This is a genomic window from Paenibacillus chartarius (assembly GCF_042432825.1).
Lineage (GTDB): Bacteria > Bacillota > Bacilli > Paenibacillales > NBRC-103111 > Gordoniibacillus > Gordoniibacillus chartarius.
This window is the reverse complement of sequence record NZ_JBHLWN010000090.1, coordinates 42732-63658: the sequence shown is the minus strand read 5'-3', so window position 1 is coordinate 63658 and position 20927 is coordinate 42732. Positions and strand designations below refer to the sequence as shown.

Annotated in this window: 15 protein-coding genes; 3 read left to right on the top strand and 12 right to left on the bottom strand. The window is 54.7% G+C overall.

The window, feature by feature from the left end; genetic code table 11:
* Positions 1-169 precede the first annotated feature (169 nt).
* Positions 170-2746 carry a rhamnogalacturonan lyase gene (locus ACFFK0_RS23225; protein WP_446686281.1) on the top strand — a complete coding sequence of 859 codons (2577 nt, stop codon included), beginning with the start codon at positions 170-172 and terminating at the stop codon, positions 2744-2746.
* A 124-nt stretch (positions 2747-2870) separates the two neighbouring features.
* Here ACFFK0_RS23225 and ACFFK0_RS23220 read toward each other — a convergent pair whose 3' ends face one another.
* The 6 genes from ACFFK0_RS23220 to ACFFK0_RS23195 all read right to left on the bottom strand — a co-directional run bounded on the left by ACFFK0_RS23220 (position 2871) and on the right by ACFFK0_RS23195 (position 8746).
* The gene (locus ACFFK0_RS23220) at positions 2871-3116 is read right to left on the bottom strand and encodes an HPr family phosphocarrier protein (RefSeq protein ID WP_377472751.1); all 246 of its coding nucleotides are present in this window, start codon (positions 3114-3116) and stop codon (positions 2871-2873) included.
* A gap of 16 nt (positions 3117-3132) precedes the next feature.
* Positions 3133-4593 (bottom strand): NAD-dependent malic enzyme, encoded by a 1461-nt coding sequence (locus ACFFK0_RS23215; RefSeq protein WP_377472749.1) that lies wholly within the window; start codon positions 4591-4593, stop codon positions 3133-3135.
* Positions 4594-4607: 14 nt separating this feature from the next.
* Entirely contained in the window at positions 4608-5534 is a 927-nt protein-coding gene (locus ACFFK0_RS23210; RefSeq protein WP_377472748.1) for an AEC family transporter, read from the bottom strand.
* Between the two features lie 89 nt (positions 5535-5623).
* Positions 5624-7150, bottom strand: a complete 1527-nt coding sequence (locus ACFFK0_RS23205) for a tripartite tricarboxylate transporter permease (protein WP_377472747.1) — start codon at positions 7148-7150, stop codon at positions 5624-5626.
* A 1-nt stretch (position 7151) separates the two neighbouring features.
* The gene (locus ACFFK0_RS23200) at positions 7152-7613 is read right to left on the bottom strand and encodes a tripartite tricarboxylate transporter TctB family protein (protein ID WP_377472746.1); all 462 of its coding nucleotides are present in this window, start codon (positions 7611-7613) and stop codon (positions 7152-7154) included.
* 62 nt (positions 7614-7675) lie between these two features.
* A complete protein-coding gene (locus ACFFK0_RS23195) occupies positions 7676-8746 on the bottom strand; it encodes a Bug family tripartite tricarboxylate transporter substrate binding protein (protein ID WP_377472745.1) in 1071 nt (356 codons plus the stop codon).
* A 227-nt stretch (positions 8747-8973) separates the two neighbouring features.
* Here ACFFK0_RS23195 and ACFFK0_RS23190 point away from each other — a divergent pair, with 227 nt between their 5' ends.
* Together ACFFK0_RS23190 and ACFFK0_RS23185 are read left to right on the top strand one after the other, a co-directional pair.
* A complete protein-coding gene (locus tag ACFFK0_RS23190) occupies positions 8974-10563 on the top strand; it encodes an ATP-binding protein (RefSeq protein WP_377472744.1) in 1590 nt (529 codons plus the stop codon).
* A 15-nt stretch (positions 10564-10578) separates the two neighbouring features.
* On the top strand, positions 10579-11301 hold the full coding sequence (locus ACFFK0_RS23185; RefSeq protein WP_377472742.1) for a response regulator: 723 nt from the start codon (positions 10579-10581) through the stop codon (positions 11299-11301).
* Between the two features lie 56 nt (positions 11302-11357).
* On the opposite strand, the gene ACFFK0_RS23180 is transcribed toward ACFFK0_RS23185, so the two are convergent.
* The 6 genes from ACFFK0_RS23180 to ACFFK0_RS23155 all read right to left on the bottom strand — a co-directional run bounded on the left by ACFFK0_RS23180 (position 11358) and on the right by ACFFK0_RS23155 (position 20856).
* Complete coding sequence (locus tag ACFFK0_RS23180) at positions 11358-13925, bottom strand: EAL domain-containing protein (RefSeq protein ID WP_377472741.1); 2568 nt, start codon at positions 13923-13925, stop codon at positions 11358-11360.
* A 314-nt stretch (positions 13926-14239) separates the two neighbouring features.
* The gene (locus ACFFK0_RS23175; RefSeq protein ID WP_377472740.1) at positions 14240-15709 is read right to left on the bottom strand and encodes a methyl-accepting chemotaxis protein; all 1470 of its coding nucleotides are present in this window, start codon (positions 15707-15709) and stop codon (positions 14240-14242) included.
* Positions 15710-16687: 978 nt separating this feature from the next.
* Positions 16688-17551 (bottom strand): sugar phosphate isomerase/epimerase family protein, encoded by an 864-nt coding sequence (locus ACFFK0_RS23170; RefSeq protein ID WP_377472739.1) that lies wholly within the window; start codon positions 17549-17551, stop codon positions 16688-16690.
* 125 nt (positions 17552-17676) lie between these two features.
* A complete protein-coding gene (locus ACFFK0_RS23165) occupies positions 17677-18087 on the bottom strand; it encodes a hypothetical protein (protein WP_377472738.1) in 411 nt (136 codons plus the stop codon).
* A 242-nt stretch (positions 18088-18329) separates the two neighbouring features.
* On the bottom strand, positions 18330-19094 hold the full coding sequence (locus ACFFK0_RS23160; protein WP_377472737.1) for a sugar phosphate isomerase/epimerase family protein: 765 nt from the start codon (positions 19092-19094) through the stop codon (positions 18330-18332).
* A gap of 49 nt (positions 19095-19143) precedes the next feature.
* Entirely contained in the window at positions 19144-20856 is a 1713-nt protein-coding gene (locus ACFFK0_RS23155; RefSeq protein ID WP_377472736.1) for a glycoside hydrolase family 2 TIM barrel-domain containing protein, read from the bottom strand.
* Positions 20857-20927 lie beyond the last annotated feature (71 nt).

Genomic DNA, 20927 nt, shown 5'->3' with positions numbered 1-20927 from the left:
CAACTATCACCGAAAAGACGGAAAATTAACCATAATCCCCTGATTTTTGGATACATGTGGAATGCCTGTCCATTTATACTAATTAGGAAGTGTCCGCCTCTACGGATGTGTTTTCCGCTGCCTGTGCGAGACTTTTTTGTAAGCGCATCCACGGACAAATCCAAGTTGAATGGGAGGATTCGTAGTGTCTACACGCCGTTCTCTGATCACGAAGAAAGTACTGCCCCTCACGCTTGCCCTTCCCCTCCTCTGCACCGCACTGCCTGCCGCTCCCGCCGGTGCCGCATCATCCGCAAGCTCGAGCCCGGGCTCCGGCGTACAGCTGGAATATTTGGACCGCGGCCTCGCTGCCGTACCGACCTCGCAGGGCATTTTCCTGAGCTGGCGCTTGCTCGGCTATGAAGCGACCGGATTTTCGGCAAAGGGCTTGACCGGCATCGACTTTCATGTGTATCGTGACGGTAAGAAGATCGCAGCCGTAACCGACAGCACCAACTATTTGGATCAGGCGGGCAGCGGCAGCTCGCAATATGCCGTAGCCGCCGTGATCGACGGCAAAGAGGTTCAGCTCAGCGCGTCCGTCAAGCCTTGGAGCACATCGTTCTACGAGCTGCCGCTCAAGAAGCCGGCCGACGGGGTCACGCCCGCGGGCGAAGCTTATTCGTACTCTGCCAACGATATGAGCGTAGGCGACGTGGACGGCGATGGGCGGTATGAATATTTCGTCAAATGGGAGCCGTCCAACGCAAAGGACGTATCTCAGGTCGGATATACCGGCAGCACGTATATCGACGCTTATTCCTTCGAGGGCAAGCAGCTGTACCGGCTCGACCTCGGCGTCAACATTCGCTCCGGCGCTCATTATACACAGTTTCTCGTCTATGATTTTGACGGGGACGGCCGTTCGGAATTGATGCTGAAGACGGCACCGGGCACGAAGACCATCCGTTACGACGAGCAGGGCCAGCCGGTTTCTGAGCGCTATATTACGATGACGCCGGAGGATGCGGCTGCCGGTTACAGCCATCAGGACGATTATCGAATGAGCCGGACCGATTACTACGAGCATGTCGTTGATATGTTCATGCAGTGGCACCGGCACGAGGAAGTGGTGAGCGGCCGCTGGCCGCAGACGCTGGAGGAATGCTTCGGGCTGCCGAAGACATACAGCTACCCGCTGTCCCGGGTCGATGCGGAAAGCTTGGCGAACTATTTCATGGACGTGTATGCGCCGTCCCGCAGCACCCGCAACAACCTGCAGGCGTTCGAAGGCTTTATCTTGAACGGGCCGGAGTACTTGACCGTGTTCGACGGCGCTTCCGGCAGCGAGCTGCAGACGATTCCGTACAAGCCGGGCCGGCACGACGACGGCCTGATGTGGGGCGATTATGCGATGGCCCGCATCGAGCCCGGCAACCGGGTAGACCGCTTCCTCGCAGCCGTAGCTTATTTGGACGGCCAGAAGCCTTATGCGGTGTTCGCCCGCGGCTACTATACGAGATCGACGTTAGTGTCCTACGCTTGGGACGGTCATAGCTTAAAGGAGCACTGGTACACGGACAGCGGCTGGACGCCGATGACGAACCCGTTCAACGACGGTCCTCACGGCCGCGATGGAACCGACCCGAAGTTCGGCACGCTGACGACGCAAGGCGCCCATTCGCTCTCCTCATCGGATGTCGACGGCGAAGGCAAGCAGGAAATCGTATACGGCTCGGCGACAATCGATCATGACGGCAGCCTGCTGTACAGCTCGATGGATGTAATGCCGCCGGAAAGCGCGGCGCCGGGCACGATCGCCCGTCTGGGCCACGGCGATGCGATGCACGTCTCCAACCTCGATCCGGCTAGACCCGGATTGGAAATTTTCATGGTACACGAAGGCGGAGCTTGGGCGCCTTACGGTTATTCGTTCCGGGACGCTGCGACGGGCAAAGTGATCTACGGCGGGTATACGGGCCGCGACACCGGCCGCGGGATGGCCGGCGACGTCGAGCCGTCCGTGCCCGGGCTTGAAACGTGGGCGGTCGGCTTATGGTCGGCCGGCGGCCAGCAGCTTGGCACGACGGCTCCCGGTACGAACATGAGCATTAAATGGGCGGCCGACATGACGACCCAGATCGTGAACGGCTCCGGAAATGCGACTCCGACGATCGACGACTGGAAGCGGGGCCGCCTGCTGACGGCGGACAATACGCGTACGAACAACTCCACGAAGGGCAATCCGGGGCTTGTTGCGGATGTGCTCGGCGACTGGAGAGAGGAGCTGCTTGTGCGCACGGCCGACAGCTCCGCCATTCGTATTTATATGAGCACTGAGCGGACGGACCGCAAGCTGTATACGCTCATGCACGACGCGCAGTACCGGGCCGAAATCGCCAGACAGAACACGGCTTACAATCAGCCTTCCTACACAAGCTTCTACCTCGCATCGGATATCGATTGGAGCAAGGTTCCGCTTCCGAAGCTGCAGACGCCCGGTGTGACCGGCTTGCTGGAGCGGCTTATGCAGCAGGTTGAAGCTTCCGGCGAGCTCGGCGGCGCTGTGGTTCCGCAGCTGCGAAACGCATTGCAGCAGGCGGAGCACCAGGCCGGGAAAGGCTCGTTCAAGCAGGCGGCGGCTTTCATGGAAAAGTTCGTTTCCCTTCTGGAGAAGCGATCCGGCAAGGACAACGTCTCTCCGGCTGCGGAGATGAACTTGACGTATCTTGCGAAGCTGCTGCAGAAGCAGTGGAGTGGCCAGTAAATCACGCAAGAAGGGCTTGCGAATACACCGATTGCAAGCCGACACTCCGTTGAGGAGTACAAACAAGACAGCGCGTAAAATAAAACGTTTGGGGGAACGGCAGCCGCCGTTCCCCCAAACCGAATCAAGGTAACACGTACACCTTCATGCCGTGCTTGCGAAATACGTCCGCCATCGCCCGCTTGGCCTCCGCTTCGTCCGGACCGTGAATATCCAGCTCATAATCCATGTCGAGCGTCAGCGTCAAGGTGAGCCCCAGAATGCTCTTGACATCGATGTAGCGGTTATGGATTTTGAGCACGATGCTGGCTGCATACGCATTCGCCGTTTTATTTATGTCGACAATCGCATTCGGGTTCAAGCCGCTCATCCGTTCCCGCCCTCCTCTACCTGCTCCCCGGAAGCTCGCTCACAACAGGCTGCTCCGGCTGCCGAAACTCTCTCGGGATGCGCCGCGCCACCCCGGTCCGAATAGCCGCTTGGATGACAGCCTCCCGGATCCGCCGCACAACCTCCTGGTTAAATACGCTCGGGATAATGTACAGCTTGTTCAGCTCCTGCGGCGTAACGACGGAAGCGATTGCAGCGGAAGCCGCCAGCTTCATCTCCTCGTTGATCGTGCGGGCTTGGCAATCGAGAGCGGCGCGGAATATGCCCGGAAAGCAAAGCACATTATTGATTTGGTTCGGAAAATCGGACCGGCCCGTAGCAATAACGCCGGCAATGTCTTCGATTTCGTCCGGATGAATTTCCGGCGTCGGATTCGCCATTACAAACACGACCGGCCGCTGCTTCATCCGTTCCACGTCAGCTCGCTTCAGCACGCCTCCCGCAGACAAGCCGATAAATACGTCCGCCTCTTCAAGCACGTCGTGAAGAGTACCTGTAAGCTCGTTCGGATTCGTCCGCTGCGCGTAGTCGTTCCACATCGGATTCGCATAACGGCGGGTTCGGACCAGCGCCCCTTCACGATCCACACCGATCAGTTCCTTCACACCGGCCGCGAGCAAAATGTTGGAGCAGGCGATTCCCGCCGCCCCGATGCCGCAAACGACAACCTTAACCTCGTCGATCCGTTTGCCGACCACCTTGAGCGCATTGATCAGCCCGGCGTAGAGCACGACGGCAGTGCCGTGCTGATCGTCGTGAAACACCGGAATATCCAGCTCCTCCCTGAGCCGCTGTTCGATCTCGAAGCAGCGCGGCGAGGAGATGTCCTCCAGGTTAATGCCGCCGAACGCCGGTGCCAAATGCCGGACGGCCGCAACGATGTCCTCCGTGCTTTGGGTGCTTAGACAGATCGGAAACGCGTCGACGTCGGCGAACTGCTTGAACAGCATCGCCTTCCCTTCCATGACCGGCATCGCCGCATACGGACCGATGTTGCCGAGACCGAGAACAGCGCTTCCGTCAGACACGACCGCAACGGTATTCCGCTTAATGGTCAGCTTGTAGGCATTGTCCGGCTGCTCGTAAATCGCCATGCACACTCTGGCCACATCCGGCGTATACACGCGGGACAAGTCGTCCCGGTTTTGAATCGGAGCTTTCGGCTTCATCTCGATCTTGCCGCCTAGATGCAGCAGGAACGTCCGGTCCGAAACGTGTACGAGCCGCACACCCGGCAGCTCCTTGATTGTAGAAGTGATGCTCTCCAGCTGAGCTTGCTCCGAGGCCGTCACCGTAATATCCCGAACCGACCAATTCGCTCCGGTTTGAATGACGTCGATGGCGACGACATCCCCGCCATTTTCCGTAATCACGGTAATGAGCTGGCCGAAATGGAGATGCTCCGTCTGCAATTCCAATCGCAAAATGATACTTTTTCCGCCCATCGAAAGTTTCATCGCTGAACTCCCCTTCATGAATAAATGACTTTAGCTGTAAACACGACGAACGTTACCGTCACGCTGCTAAGCAGGGTAGACAGCAGCACCGCCTGCGCGGCGAATTCCGGTTGATTGTTGTATTCCAGGGCGAACGCGGCGCTGTTGCGGGACGTCGGAAAGGAGCTCGCTATGAGCAGCGCTTGCGCAACGGTGCCGTCCAGCCGAAGCAGCGCGATAATCCCCAGAGCCGCGAGCGGCGAAACGAGGAGTCTCCCCAGCAAGCTGAAAACCAAGGACGCGCTAATATGCTTGAATTGCAGGTAGGCCGACTGCGCCCCGAGCGTGACTAGCGCTATCGCCAAAAAGGCGGCGGCGACGTTCTGCAAAGGGGTCCAAAGGAACGCCGGAATGGGAACCGCGAACGCATGCATCAGCATGCCGAACACGAAGGCGTAAATCATCGGATTTTTGACCAGCTCTTGCAGCATCTTCCGTCCCTGGCTCCGCGCCGACACGGCGTTCATCAAGCCGTACGTATTCGTCAGCAGGTTTTGATAGATGGAAACGACAACCTGTACGGACAAGCCGAGCGGATTGCCTTGGAAGACGAGCTGGCTGACCGGAAGGCCGAAGTTGCCGGAATTGCTGAGCACGACGCTGTTGGAGAACGCCGAAGCCAGCCCCTTATCATATCGGCCCCAGCGGGCAACGAGCTTGCCGTACACGATCAGCGCGCAGCTCTGCAGGAGCAAATACCCAATGATTTGCAGCAGCAGGCCGGCATCGAAGCGACTCTCATAAATGTTCGTAAAGCTGACGGCGGGCAGAAGGAAGAACGCATTGAGCTTGGACAACGTGTTCATATCCATATGAAAGCAACGATGCAGCAGCACGCCGGAGCCGATCAGCAGAAAGACGGGAACGATGACATGAAGCAGGATCAGCAGCAAAACGTCCATAGTGAAGCTCCTTCATCTTCGAAACCCCTGTTTCGGGTGCCCGGCCGTAAATGATGTCCGGGCCCTGCTCCAGGAGGTTGCCGTTACGTCTAGCCTTCCTCGTTCACGAGAACCTTCTTGCCTCTCAGCTTCAAGATGAGCGGGATCATGACCCACAGAAGACCGATAATCAGGAACGCAAGCGAGACCGGCTTCTGCAGGAAAATCATGAAGTCGCCGTTCGAAATCGTGAGCGCGCGGCGCATATTGTTTTCCATCATCGGACCGAGAATGAGCCCGAGCACCAGAGGCGCCAGCGGGTAATCGTTCTTCGCCAGGAAGTAGCCGGCCACGCCGCAGCCCATGATCAGCATGAGATCGAACGTTGAATATTGAACCGCATATACGCCGAATACGGAAAAGACGATAATGAGCGGAATCAAATATTTCGTCGGCGTTTCGATCACTTTGGCAAACAGCTTCACAAGCGGCATGTTGAGTACGAGCAGCATCAAGTTGCCGACGAACATGCTTGCGATCACGCCCCATGCCAGCTGCGGGTGATCCTGGAACAGCAAAGGACCCGGCTGCACATTGTACATGATGAAGGCGCCCATCAGGATCGCGGTCGTGCCGGACGACGGAATGCCGAGCGTCAGCAGCGGGATCATCGCGCCGCCGGAAGCGGCGTTATTAGCGGATTCCGGAGAGGCGACACCCTCGATCGCTCCCTTGCCGAACTTCTCGGGATGCTTGCTCAGCTTCTTCTCCATGACATAAGCGAAGAAGGAGGCGAGAATGGCGCCAGCGCCGGGCAGCAGGCCGATAAAGAAGCCGAGCACGGAGCCGCGGGCAATCGGCGCCGCGCTGTCCTTCAGATCCTGCTTCGTCGGCAGGATGCGGTTGATTTTGGCGACCTGGCCGTCGTTGCTTTCCCGCTGCAAGATCGTCTTGAACACTTCCCCGACTGCGAACGTGCCTACCGCAACCGTCAGGAATTCGAGTCCCTGATACAGCTCCGGAATGCCGAACGTGAACCGCTCTACGCCCGAGACGTTGTCGATGCCGATCGTCGCGAGCAGCAGCCCGAAGGCGGTCATTATGAGCGCCTTGACCATCGATTTGCCGGCTAGACCGCTGATAGCGAGAAGCCCGAGCACCATGAGAGAGAAATACTCGGCGGGTCCGAACTTGATCGCAACCGACGACAGCGGACGAGCCATGAAAATGAGACCGATCAAGGCGACGATGCCGGCCACAAACGAGCCGATCGCCGCTATTGACAGCGCCGCTCCCGCTCTGCCTTGCTTCGCCATCTGATAGCCGTCGAGCGTAGTAACGACAGATGACGATTCGCCCGGCGTATTGAGCAGGATGGACGTCGTCGAACCTCCGTACATCGCACCGTAGTAAACGCCCGCCAGCAAAATGATCGAGCTCGTCGCCGCTTCCTCCGGGCCCATGCCGGCTGTCATCGTCGCCGTGATCGGAATCAGCAGGGCGACGCCGCTCATCGGGCCGATCCCCGGCAATACGCCGACTACCGTACCGATCAGCACGCCCAAGAACACGAAGAGGACGTTGTGCCATTGCATCGCCGTGCTTAAACCGTGAAAAACATAATCGATCGTGCTCATGTCAAGCTCCTCCTAACCAAGCTGGAAAACCGGGCAGCGAGCCTTCCAGCACATGCACATACAAAAAATAAACGCCATAGGAGAAGCAGCCGGCAATGAGCAGGGACGCCCACACCTTCCCCTTCTGCATCGTCTGAAACCCGATCATCAGGAACAGGAAAGTCGAAATGACAAATCCGATCTCTTCCAGAAACCATGCGTACAGCACGGCCGAAACCAAAATGATTAGAAACCTCTTGTAGTCCAGCTGCTCCTTACCCTTCTCGGCTTTCTGCTTGCGAAACGTGTCGATCAGCAATCGAACGCTCATGATGGACAAGAATGCGCCGAGCAGCATCGGGAACATGTTCGCGCCGACATTGCTGCCGTAGGCGCTTGTCGATATGCTCTGCGCACCGACGATAAAAGCGATGCCGACGGCGAAAAAAACAATCGCCGCATAGCGGTCAAACGTCGTATTCATCTCTCTTCCTCCTGCCCTAAGGGCAAGGGAGAATATCGGCTATTCTCCCTATACCGTCCGGTTTATTTCTGCATGCCGAGCGCCGTCAGCATGTCTTTCAGCTGATTCTCCTGCTGGCTTAGGAACGCTTTGAAATCGTCAGCCTTCTTGTAGTCCGTTTCCCAGTTGTTGGCTTGCATTTCCTTCTTCCAGACATCGGATTCCACCATCTTCTTAATGGTGGCTTCCCAGTAGCTCTTGGCGCCTGCGCTCATGTTCTTCGGACCGAAGAAGCCGCGCCAGATCAAGAACTCGGCGTCGATGCCCTGCTCTTTCATCGTCGGAACCTCCTTCAAGCTGCCGCCGAGCCGGGACGGTGCGGCAACGGCGAGAATGCGGATTTTGCCGGCCTTCACGTATTGATCCAGCGACGAAGCGTCCGTACCGAGGACGTTCGCATTGCCGCCGAGCAGCGCCGTTACGGCTTCCCCGCCGCCGTCATAGGATACGTACTTCACCTTCTTCGGGTCGATGCCGTATTTGAACGCCGGGAGAATGGATACCAGGTGGTCCATCGAGCCGGGCGCCGAACCGCCGGCAACCGTCAGTTTGGAAGGATCCGCCTTCATGTCGTCGAGCAGCGATTTCAAATCTTTATATTTCGAATCCGCCGCAACCGCAACAGCGCCGTAATCTTTCGTCAGTTGGGCGAGCGGCGTCGTATCGTTGTAGCCGAACGGCGAGTTGCCTTCCTTCTTCAGATGGTTGATCAGAATCGGCGGCGAACTAACGAACAGCTTGTAGTCGTCCTTCACGTCTTTGGTCGCATATTCCGCCAGGAATACGGCCCCGCCTCCGCCCGGCTTATTCTCGACCGTGACCGGCTTGTCGATCGCTTTCGACTCCGCCAGCACTTTGGCGATCGTACGCGCCGTCATGTCCCATCCGCCGCCGGCGCCGGAAGGTGCGACGATGCTGACCGCTCTTTCCGGGTAGCCGGATTTCGCCGCCGGTGCAGCCGGCTCTTTGCCTGCGCCCGCCGGGGCCGCCGTATCCGACGGCTTCGCCGCATTGCTGCCGCAAGCCGCTAAGCCCGCCGCCAGAATGCCGATCGCCGTAACTTTCCAGGAAACTGCCGCAAGACGTTGTATCATTAGAAACCCCTCCAATGTTGTTTTCGCCTACTTGTATACGCTTTCTTTGAAGCGCTTTCAGAATAACATCCCTTCCCTCGTTCCGAATAGTTTAACGAAATTAGTTGCATTAACGCTGTTGTGGACATTTTGTTCATATTGTTCACGACCGTCACCGGCTGAAACCGGGCAAATGGAAAACGCTTTATGATACAATACAAACAAAAAAAACGGGAGCCATCTCAGTCATGAAGCTGCAAACCAAGCTTATTCTCGTTATTTGCTCGCTCCTGCTGCTCCTCATCGTCGGTCTTGGCAGCGCATTTGATTCCATGATGACAAGCGCGCTTGAGGATCAAATCGGTACACGCGCCCTCAAGGTTGCCGAAACCGTGGCCAATATGCCCGAAATTCGCCGTGCTTTTCAAACCTCCGAGCCTTCCTCCATCATCCAGCCGATTGCGGAAGCGATCCGCGGCAAAATCGATGCGGAATACATCGTGGTCGGCAACCGCAGCGGCATCCGTTATTCCCACCCGCTGCCCGATCGAATCGGCAAGGAGATGGTTGGAGGCGACAACGGCCCCGTTCTCGAAGGACGTTCGATTATTTCCAAGGCCTACGGCTCGCTGGGGCTCGCGCTGCGCGGCAAAGCTCCGATATTCGATGAGCAGGGACAAGTGATAGGGATTGTGTCCGTCGGCTTTCTTGCGGAAGATATCGATTTGATCGCGGCCGCGTACCGGTCGCGAATTATGCTGATTTCCTTGACCGTGCTCGCCGTCGGCCTGATCGGGTCGGTCTTCATCGCCCGCAACGTGCGAAGCGCCATTCTTGGGCTTGAACCTAAAGAAATCGGGGAACTATATACAGAGAAGCAGGCCATTCTGGAGTCGATTCGCGAAGGTGTTATAGCCGTAAACAAAGATGGCATGATTACGCTGGCGAACCGTTACGCAACGCAGCTGCTGGACCTGCCCGTAAGCGCTGCCATCAAGGGAAAGCATATTGAGGACGTTCTCCCTAACAGCCGCTTGTACGAGGTCGTCCGTACGGGCGAAGCCCAATTCGACCACGAAATGCTGATCGGCGATCACGAAGTGATCGTCAACCGGGTGCCGATCATAAGCCGCAAACGCGAAGTGACCGGAGCGGTGTCGAGCTTTCGCAGCAAATCCGAGCTGTACCGCCTGGCCGAGGAGCTGTCGCAGGTGCGGCAGTTCGCCGATGCGCTGAGGGCGCAGACGCACGAATTTTCGAACAAACTGCATGTCATCGCCGGACTCATTCAGCTGGAATCTTACCAGGAAGCCGTCGAGCTCATTTCCAAGGAATCGGATGTTCACCAGAACCGGGTTCAGTTCCTGATGCGCGAAATTCCCGATCCGGTGATCGGGGGGCTGCTGATCGGCAAGTTCAATCATGCGCAAGAATTGAAATTAACCTTCGAAATCGATCCCGAAAGCTCGTTTGCGGACATCCCGGAGCACATCGACCGGAGCTTGCTGGTCACCATCATCGGCAACTTGATCGACAATGCGATGGAGGCGGTTCTTGCCGGCGGGGAAAACACGGAACTGTATGTCAAATTGTTTTTGACGGACCTGGGCGAGGACTTGATTATCGAATGCGAGGACCGGGGAATCGGCATCCCGGAGGAGATCGGCGGCTCTATTTTTACAAAGGGCTATTCGACCAAAGGGGAGCAGCGCGGAATCGGGCTGGCCTTAGTGCAGCATGCCGTCGATCGGCTGTCCGGATATATTACGTTTCATCGCAATCCGTCGGGCGGCACCGTATTTACCGTTGCGATTCCGAAGCATCCTCATTCCCGCTGACAAGGAGGCCGTACCATGAACCCGGAGCCGCAGCATCCGATCATTGATGTTCTGATCGTCGAAGATGAAGTCAAGATTGCCGAAATCCACCGGAGGTTTGTGGAGAAGCTGGACGCGTTTCGCGTTGTCGGTATCGCCACGGACGGAGATCAGGCCAAAGAGCAGCTCGACATTCTCAGACCCCAGCTCGTGATGCTGGATGTATATGTCCCTGGCACCAGCGGCTTGGAGCTGCTCACGTACATCCGGCAAACGTACCGGAATACCGATGTCATTATGATTACGGCGGCCAAAGAAGTCGAGACGGTTCGGGAAGCCGTTCGCGGCGGAGCTTTCGATTACATTATGAAGCCCGTCTTACTGGAAAGGCTGAAAGAAACGCTGCACCGTTACCTGGATTTTCATCAGCAGCTGATCCGCCTGGACGAATCCGGAACGATCAATCAGAGCGATGTCGACCGCTTATGGGCGGGACCGGGCAAGAAAGAGTCTCTTTCGAATACCTCCGACCTCCCCAAAGGCATCGACAAATTAACGCTGGTGAAAATCGTGCAAGCGATATCCGCCGCGGCAACCGGCAAGACGGCGGAGCAAATCGCCAAGGAGATCGGCGTCAGCCGTTCGACAGGCCGCCGCTATTTGGAGTATCTCGTCAGCTCGGGCGAAGTATACGCCGACCTGTCTTACGGCATCGTCGGCCGCCCCGAGCGGGTGTACCGGAAGAAATCGCCGGATTGAATGGTACGGTTCGCCATCTCGGGGGTCCATACCGATTTCACTGCGCTGCACTCCTTTTAAGGAATATAAAATTTTGAGCACCACTCCGCCGAACTGTCCCTAATCCACTGCTCCGCTTCGCTCGCCGGCATCGGCCGGCTGAAGAAATAGCCTTGTCCCTCGCTGCATTTGCGGGCTGCCAGGAAGAGGAATTGCTCTCTCGATTCCACTCCTTCTGCCACCACATTCAAATGCAGCCTTCGCGCGAGAGCGATAATCGTCTTAATGATCGCGATATCTTTAGGGGAATCCGGAACATCCTGAAGGAACGAGCGGTCGATCTTCAACGTATCGATAGGGAAATATTTCAAATAGCTTAACGACGAGAATCCGGTTCCGAAATCATCGATCGAAATATGAACGCCCGCCTCTTTGAGCTCTCTCAGCTTCATAATCGTCTTCGCGGCGTTATTCATGACAATGCTTTCCGTCAGCTCGAGCTCAAGCCATTGCGGTTCAAGCGAAGCTTCCTGCAGCGCCCGCTGCACGACTTTCACGAATTCGTCCCGGTGAAACTGGACGGCGGAGATGTTGACGGAAATCCGGAACGGATCCATGCCGTCATCCTGCCAGCGTTTATTTTGCCGGCATGCGGTCTCAAGAATCCATTCCCCAAGCGGAACGATCAAGCCGATCTCTTCGGCGAGCGGAATAAACTCCGCCGGGGACACCAGCCCCGATTCGGGATGCTGCCACCGGACGAGGGCTTCCATGGCCGCAATCGTTCCGCCCGTTAAACCGATTCGCGGCTGATAGTATATTGTAAACTCCCCCCGCTCCAACGCTCTGCGCAAATTCACTTCCAGGCGCAATCGCTCTGTCGACATCGCATGAAGGCTGCTGTCGTAGATTCGGAACGTGTTTCTCCCCTCTCCCTTCGCTTTGTACATCGCCATATCCGCGCTTTTGATCAAACCGTCGCGGCTGTTCCCGTCGAACGGATATAAGCTGATTCCGATACTGACGGAGACGACCAGTTCATGCCCATTGACGACAATCGGCTCGGCGAAGCGACCGATGATGCTCTCGGCAGCGACCCTGACCTCACCTATGCTTTTGATCCCGGGAATGAACAGCATAAATTCATCTCCGCCCATCCTCGAAACCAAATCGTCATGCCGCAAACACCGTGTTAACCGATCGGCCACCGTCTTCAGCAATACATCCCCTGCTTCATGACCCAGCGTATCGTTAATATGCTTAAACCGGTCCAAATCCAGAAACATGACGGCGAGCATGTGGTTGTTCTTTTCTGCAGCCGCGAGAGCATGCTCTAACCGTTCATTGAACAAAACGCGGTTAGGCAGCCCGGTCAGCGCATCGAAAAACGCGAGCTGCTCGATCTGTTTCTCGTGACGCGCACGTTCGGCAATCATCGAGTCAAACGCTTCGATCATCTTATTGAATGCGATCGACACATGTCCAAGCTCGTCCTTTGAATCGATGTCGACCCGCGTCGTCAAGTCGCCCCCGACAATGCGCACGGCAGCTTTCTTTAACGCCAGGACGGTCTGCAGCACGGAAATATGAAACGTGACGAACAGGTACAACAGGAGCAGGATGATCAGACAGGAAAATAAGGCGATATATTGCTTCTTTGCCTGCAAGTGATGGATGCGCTGCTGAAGCAGGCGGTCCAAGACGGGTGATTCCGCATCGTACAACCGAAATCCGGAATCGATCACCTTGGTCGCCCTTTCGAAAAATTCGGAAGGACTGATCGTAATGTTCGCTGCATGGATGATTTGTTCGTTAAGCTCATCCAAGAAGGCATTCGTTTCCGCTGCGGTTTCCCGAATATGAGTGTGGAGGTCATCCTGGAGCCCGGTATTTTCGAAAACAACAGGCATATCGGCCAGGTCCTTCATAAAGGTGCGGATCATGCCGGACAAGATCAGCAATTGCGTTCTTTCCTCTTCGGTAATCGCTCTCCTCGCCGCCACCCCGACTCCAATTCCTCTTGTCTGTCCTACGGTCTCCATGACGGAAGGAAGCTTGCCGATGATGACGTCCATCAAATAATAGCTGTCGTGGTCCGGATCGATTCTCAAGCCGGAGGCATCCTTAATCGTCCCGATCAGTGCCAGTAAATTGGATACGATTGAGGTATGCAGCTGATAGCTTTCTTGTATCAACTCGCTGTGCAGGCCGAAGCTTTCTTGCGGCTGTAAGCGCTGCAGGTTTTGCTTGAGCTGAACCCACTTCCGCTTGATGGAGCTCCAATGAACCGTCGTGTGAAATTGACGGTCCAACTCCCGGTCAACCTTGTCGATGGTAATGATCGAATGCTCGATTTCGTTCTGCTGCCTAACGATCATCTCCTGGAACGAAGCGTCTCCGGACAAGAAAGCGTTGACGATTCCCCTGTGCTGCTGAAGAGCTTCCAGCAGATTGCGGATATGGTTCGCATATTCAATGCCCATTCTTTCATTTTTGGCGAAGCGGATCTCCTTATCGATACCGGAAAATAGCAAATATTCCGTTTGCACGATCGGCAGTAAAAAGAGGGTGCCGATTAACACAAACTTTTGCCAATATTTCAGACGATTCATGATTCGGACTGCCGAAATGTGAAATCCACCCATTCAACCGACTCCCCGCCAACACCGGATCGAACTTCTAAATATTCGATGCATCGCCACAACGAAAAGCCTTGCCGAATACTTGCAAAAACAAGCGAGCATCGTCACCTGTATTGCAAATCTTCGGCAAGGCTTCATTGCCTTGTTCAAGACCGACGTCGTTGTCGGCCTTCTCCCTAATTATTTGATTTTGATATTATCCGACAAACTTCCTTTGTGTTCTTGCGCTTATGTAGTTCTTTAGAATCAGTCTTCAGATGAAGTATAAATGTAGTATTCAGCAAACACAAGACAAAAAATGTAAGTTCATCGTTTCGTTATCCGCGGTCCATCCACTCCGTTGCCAAGTCCATCGCTCGCTTAAAGTTGGTTCTCCCTTTTGTAATTAACGCCTGCTTGGCGGACTCATATTCTCCCTCCAGCATCCATGCAGCGTTCCGGTCTTTAATTTCGGCAAAATGAAGCCAGGCTTTACTTAGCTGATCCAATTGGTGCCGGTCCTCGTTAGTTGCCGCTTTAGCTCGAATATCCTGGAAACATGTCTCCAACCGCGCCTCGTAGTATTGCTTCTTCCGGTGCCACTCGCGGATTTGTTCGATGTCACGCGACTCGATCATGGAAACCATAACGGCACGGATCGCCATCGCGCATTCCACCCATCGCTCCAGCTCCTCCTGCATAGGGTGACTCTCTTGGCGCGAAGGCAGCCGGAATTGGGAGACGGACGACCGAAGCGAAAGACTTCTGCGGGCCGATTCCTGAATATTATCGTTGATCACAAGCAGGTTTTGCTGCTGAAGCTCCGCAAGCGCCAATACTTCTTCGCTTCCGGCGGCGATTTGCTGCAGCATCGCAGATGTTCGATTGACGGAATCCGTAGTCGAGAGCGTACTGCTCGCAATCCCTTCCAGTCTTTCGTCCACTTCGTTCATTTCGCCTATGATATGGACAAGAAACGATTCTACCTTGCCATACTTGTCTGCTGCGGTTTTCAAAGTCGATTCCGTTGTCCCCAGCGCGGCATGCATATGGATGATAGAATCCCCCAAGACGTCGGAGCAACGGGTTACCGTCCGTATCGATTCCCGGATGCCGGTCGTCTCCTGCTTCGTTTGGGCGGCCAATCTCGTAATCTCTTGGGCGACAACTGCGAATCCTCTTCCATGTTCCCCTGCCCGCGCCGCTTCAATATTGGCATTCAGTGCAAGCAATTGCGTCTGACTGCTGATTTCTTCAATCAGCAAGGTCATGTCGGCGATTTTCTTTATCGCTTCACCAAGACGATTCATCCGCTCGTGAACTTGCCCGCTTTCGCCGGAGATGACCCGCATCTGCTCCATGGCGGCGGATATCTCTTTCTTGCCGCTGGAAACCTCCTCCGATAAGCTGGCCGAAGAAGCTACAAGCTCCCCGTTCTTCTTCTTGACTTCCTGCAAATAGCGATAGCTGCTGTTCATTTCTTCCGAAATGTCCGCAACATGCTCCGCCGCCCCCTGCATGCTGACGGCAACTTCGCGGATCGTCCCGGTGACACCTTCAATTTGCTCTGAAATCATGGCGGATTTCGCGCTTGTATCCTCCATCTTGATATGTAGCTCACGGGAAGAGCGGTCGACCACACGAATCAGCGAAACCAAGCTTCGGACGGTTCTCTTTATTACCGACCTTATCCGTGATCGCTCTTGAATCGGCACTCCGGTGCTTTGCATGCAGAAGTCACCTTCCGCCATCTTTGCCAGATCGCCTTCAAGCCGCTTGTATTCGGAAGTACGCATGAGCCTGATCATGAGCTGTCCATCCTTTCGATAATGTGAAATTGCAAAACACAAATAAGCCGCACATCAGCCAGTGGAGATGAGATGACTGCGCGGCACTTTGGCGATTCGATGAGTTCATTATAGGGCGGAAGTTAAATGCATGTCAATATATATAACATAATGTCGATAAATTTCTATCTAGATAATGATCTTATGGATATTTCGCGTCACTTAAATTAACATCATCGGATTCACTAAAAAAACTAATCGAAGAATAAACGAATTTTCATGATGAACTCCGCGTTTAGCCGTTTCTCCCCTGTGCGATTCTCGAAAACCACTTAAGGTGAAATGATAAGAATCAGTGATGACTTCCTTGGAAGACTGTTTGTATACATAGTAAATCATCCGGGTTAGATCTGCCAATGCGAGCCCGCGTTCCTCCCGGATGGCGTAAGTGTTCGATCCGAGGTCGCAATTCATGCGTACGCCGTCGTAATAGATGCGTTCAACCGGAGTATGGCCGTGTACAACGGGTTTATTTTGCGCTAGTGAGAGGAGACTTTCTTTGGGGATGCTGTAGAAAACATATTCAGACACCCAGAGGATGTCCCTGCACTAACCCATTCGATATGTTCTTCCGTGTATGTCCGTCATGAAATAGTTCAAAATACCGCCACCCCTATCCCCGAAAACTGGAAAACCGCCCTTCTCATTCAAGTCACGTCGGTTTCCAATACGCTACATTACAGGCATTTCAATACTTCGCAATAACGACCTTACCCAACTTCTTTTCCCCGTAAATAGCTAGATGATCACTACACATGATCATAAACTCATCATCGTCCAAGGCTCAATGCATGACGAAGCCCCCTAACCTCTCTCGAGGAAGGGAGCTTTTCCAAGTCATACGTTAATTTCGGGACAGCAAGTATTCGGCATCCCGGATCAGGTAATCCGTGCAGGGAGCGGCAATATGCTTGCCACGCTGCGCCTGAGCTTGTGGCGCTATGCGACAATATCCTTCCAGATCGAACGAGCCATTTGCGCGAACAATAACGATTGCGACCAGCGGTCAGAGAGCTCTTCCCGGCGGCTGCCAAACTCATCGGCGGTAATCGCATACGGCGGGGGCCCCAATTCGCAAATGAACGGAAACGGTCCGACTTGGCCGGCCGTCTCCAGCCAATTCGTCATGCCGCTTCTCCACCAGCGTTCGAAGTGCCGCATCATCGGATGCTCACCGCTGCTTCCTACATCGACCTGGATTTGCTCCCCGTTCGACACTCGGGCATGAATGCTTGAAGTGCGCGTCAGCAGCTTCTGGAGAAGCGCTTCCGCTTCCTCCGACACGGTATGCATCTCGCCGGCTACAACATAATGGGAAAAATCAATGGTTAACCGTAAATCCCCGATATGGTCTACGTAACGTGCCGTCCTGATCAGATCCTGCGTAATCGTACCGCGGTGCGTTTCGATATACACGGGGATCCCCGCATTCCGCGCCAAATGATGGATGTCGGACAGGAGCGCTTCCGCCGCCTGCCCTGTCAGAAACGGCGTCAGCACTTGCGCGTTAATGAAATCGATGCGTTCGAACTGTTTGGCTTGGTCCAGGAATCGAGCCATATCTTCTGCGCTTTTGGGATAAGCGTTTACGCTGAAGGACAGTCCGTATCGTTCCAGCAGCTTTCGCCAAGCATCCGCTTCCTCCGGGGCTGGCACGAAACCGTTGATCCCGTCAAACCCAGCCTCTGCGATACGGTGAAAGCGTTCCTCCAAGCTACGGCTCTCTGCATCTCCGTCGAGCCCTGTCATCGTCCACCATGACATTTGCACCTCAAGGCTCGGACCATTGCTGCGGGTAGGCATATCGCTCATCATTCCTCCCTATGATCATTGCATGACGTTCGTGATGATACCCAAAGTATAAGGGACCCTAAGGGAGAATAAAACGCACAAATCTGCTGAATCAACATATAATCCTGCTATCTTGTCTACGATAACAGTTCATCCCGCTTCCGTTTTGAAATTTGCCGTGCCGTGTAAGAAAGCAGCTGCGCCGCTTTCTCCAATCTGATTTTATGCAGCGTATTGATGATCGTATCCCCTACTTCCTCCTTAAACAGATGCGATAATCGCGAGGTGGACAGGCAGCTTCGTTTGGCCAAATCGGGAAGTGATATTTTCTCAGCGAACGAATGCTGCATATAAAGCGGAATATCGGCGATCCGCGGGTCCATCGCGGCTGCCCCGCCGGATAACGTGGCAAGCCGCAAATGTAAGAGCGCTTCTTCAAGCGCCACCATCGACAATCGCTGGTGAATCGGAGTCGTTCCTTGGCTGCTATGCTTGTGCATTTTTTTGATCGCTTCTTCAACGTCGGAGCGGAAAGGGTGATTCTTCATCGGAATATGCACAAGCCGTTTGTAGCGTTCCGGCAGCCTAAGCCAGGTGCTCCATTCCGGATCCGGGAGAAAATGCGCCCGACATAATGTTGATTTTCCACATAATGACCCGAAATCAAGATTCCATATGCCTGCATTTCTTTGATAGCATAATCCGTCGGATGTTTAGCCACTTTCACTTCCCGTCGATGAACGGAACCTATTCCTGCTCAACCATTCGCTTGCCTCTGTCTCCAGACTAATCACTTAAACACATTTTTCATAAAATCCAGCGCCCTCGGAAGCTCCTGCTCCGGATGATTCAAGCTGCACTCTGCCGAAATTAAGCCCGAGTAGCCTGCATTCTTGAGCGATTCCGCAAATTGCGGATACGGGTATTGCCCCGTGCCCGGACTCAACCGTCCTGTATCAGCCAGATGAATATGTGCCAGCCAGTCCTTATGCTCCACTAGTGTATCAAGCGGTTCGTTCTCCTCGTCCATATGATAAAAATCCGCCAACACCCGAATGGAACGGCGGTTGAGTTCCCTTGCGAAGGCTGCTGCATCCGAAACACGATGAATGAGATTCGTTTCTTTCTGATTGAGCGGCTCGATCGCTACCGTCACACCGGTACCATCAAATTCGTCGCCCATCCAGCCCAGCAGCTGCACAAATTGTTCTTCCGCGCGATCCCGTCCCCAGCCATCCGGCACGTTCCGGGCACTACCGCTGCCCACAACCACAATACGTGCGCCGATCCGGTTCAGAGCGGAGGCCGCCTTACTTACATATCTGCGAACCCGCTCCGTATCCACTTCGGGACCGACAACTCGTAAGCCGCCCGGGAAAAATACGTTAAACGCAAGAACCGGCAGCGGACTATCCATATATTTCGGCAATATCTGAGTAAATTCCGATTCGTCCTCCAGTTTCAACGAAGTGACCGTGCATTCGATGTAGTCAAAGCCTAGCCTGCGAAGCATCTCCGCATCCTCAATACCTCTGCACCATCCGAATGAGTACATCTTACCGATCCCCTTCCTTGATATAAGAGCTCTCGGGAGCTGAGATCCTTCACAGATCTCCCCAAGATCGATACATGCTGCGAACCACGCGGAACGACTGCTTAGGCTTGCGGTATTCGCTCACAAGCCCTTTGTTATTAAAGCTGCGTGCACGGTCGCGGAAATACTTGCCGTCGCTCTTCAGGTCGCCGCGAATATCGGCAAACTGCCAAATGTACGTGCCGCCGATTTTCGGGTCGTTTCTGAATATCCCGAGAGCCTCGCTGACGATGTGCGCTTGGTAATCCTCGCTGAATAGACGGGGCTCCCAGCCGACGTCTCCGTAAATGCCGGCGCCGCCGAATTCGGTCATCAGCACGGGCCTGTCTCCTGCACCTAAGGCTTCGGCCCGCTGATGGAACTTTTCCAGCATGTCCTTAAAGCCTTCCACATTTCCCTCGTACCATCCGTAATATTTATTGATGCCGATCACATCGAACAGAGGAAGCACGATATCCTCAAGCGGGTGCATGGTTGCATACGTAATCAGGCGGGACGAGTCAAGCTGCCTCGCAAGATCGACGAGCCGCTTCGTCAAGTCGTACGCTTCCTGCGTGCGGGTATCGATCTCATTGTGAACCGACCAGAAGATGACCGACGGATGATGGCGATGGGTGGCGATCATTTCTTCGATCATGGTCAGCGCACGCTCTTGAAAGAGCGGTTCTGCGACGGTCTCGTTCGGCAGGAACGCCCCCCACATCGGAATCTCGCTCCAGAATACGAGCCCCTGCTCATCCAGCAAATCAAGCCAGTAAGGGCTTTGCGGATAGTGCGCCCCACGAACTGAATTGCAACCCAGCTCCTTGATGATGTCGAGGTCTTTCTGCATCAGCTTCGGCGGGAAGGCAAAGCCCCATTCCGGATGCTCTTCGTGCCGATTGACACCTTTCAGGTATACTGGAGCGCCGTTAATCAAGATCCGATGATGGTCCGTTTCGATGCGCCGGAAGCCGATGCGGTCGATTTGATCGTCGCCGTCAATGGCGGCGCGAATCGTATAAAGCTCAGGCCGGCCCACATTCCACAGCCTCACCTGCGGCCAGCCTTGAATGACCGTATGAATGAGTGATTGACCGGCATCGACGGTAATCTGCTCTGTGTGTACGACATGATCGTCTGCGGATATGACAAGGGTTGTCGTGTGAGCGGTTTGTGCAAGCGACTTGAGATGAACCTGTAACTTCACGTCCGCATCGAAGCCCTTCAAGTCATAGTCGATCTTCAAGCTCTCTATATACAGATCCGGCAAAATCTGCAGCTCGACAGGGCGAATGATGCCGCCGTAATGGTGCCAATCCACATGCTCCGTGGGGATCGTAAGCCGATCCAGCTTGCTGTCCGTACGGACGATAAGCTGGTGCTCTCCTTCCGGCAAAGCCGGGATCACAAATTCGAAAGGAGTATACCCTCCATAATGATAGCCGAGATGCTGGCCGTCCAAATAAACATCAGCGTGGCCTAATACGGCGTGGAAAATAAGTTTAACGTTTTGCTGCTGTACGGTCTGGAACGTTGTTCGATACCAAGCGACGCCTTCATATTCAAATAGATTCAGCTCGTTGTTCCAGCAGCCGGGGACGTACAGGTTGCGATCCGCTTGTGGAAATCGATCATACCATTTCTCCTGAAGGCCAACGTTCCCGCTGTCGACGGCAAACTCCCAGGAACCGTTCAACAGCTCGGTTCGGCGTGCGTAGTGCTCTCGAAATGTGCGTATCATAGGAAATCCTCCTTAAGTTACCATCACTGCGGTTTGTTGACATGACGGATAGGTATAGAAGAAATAGTAAC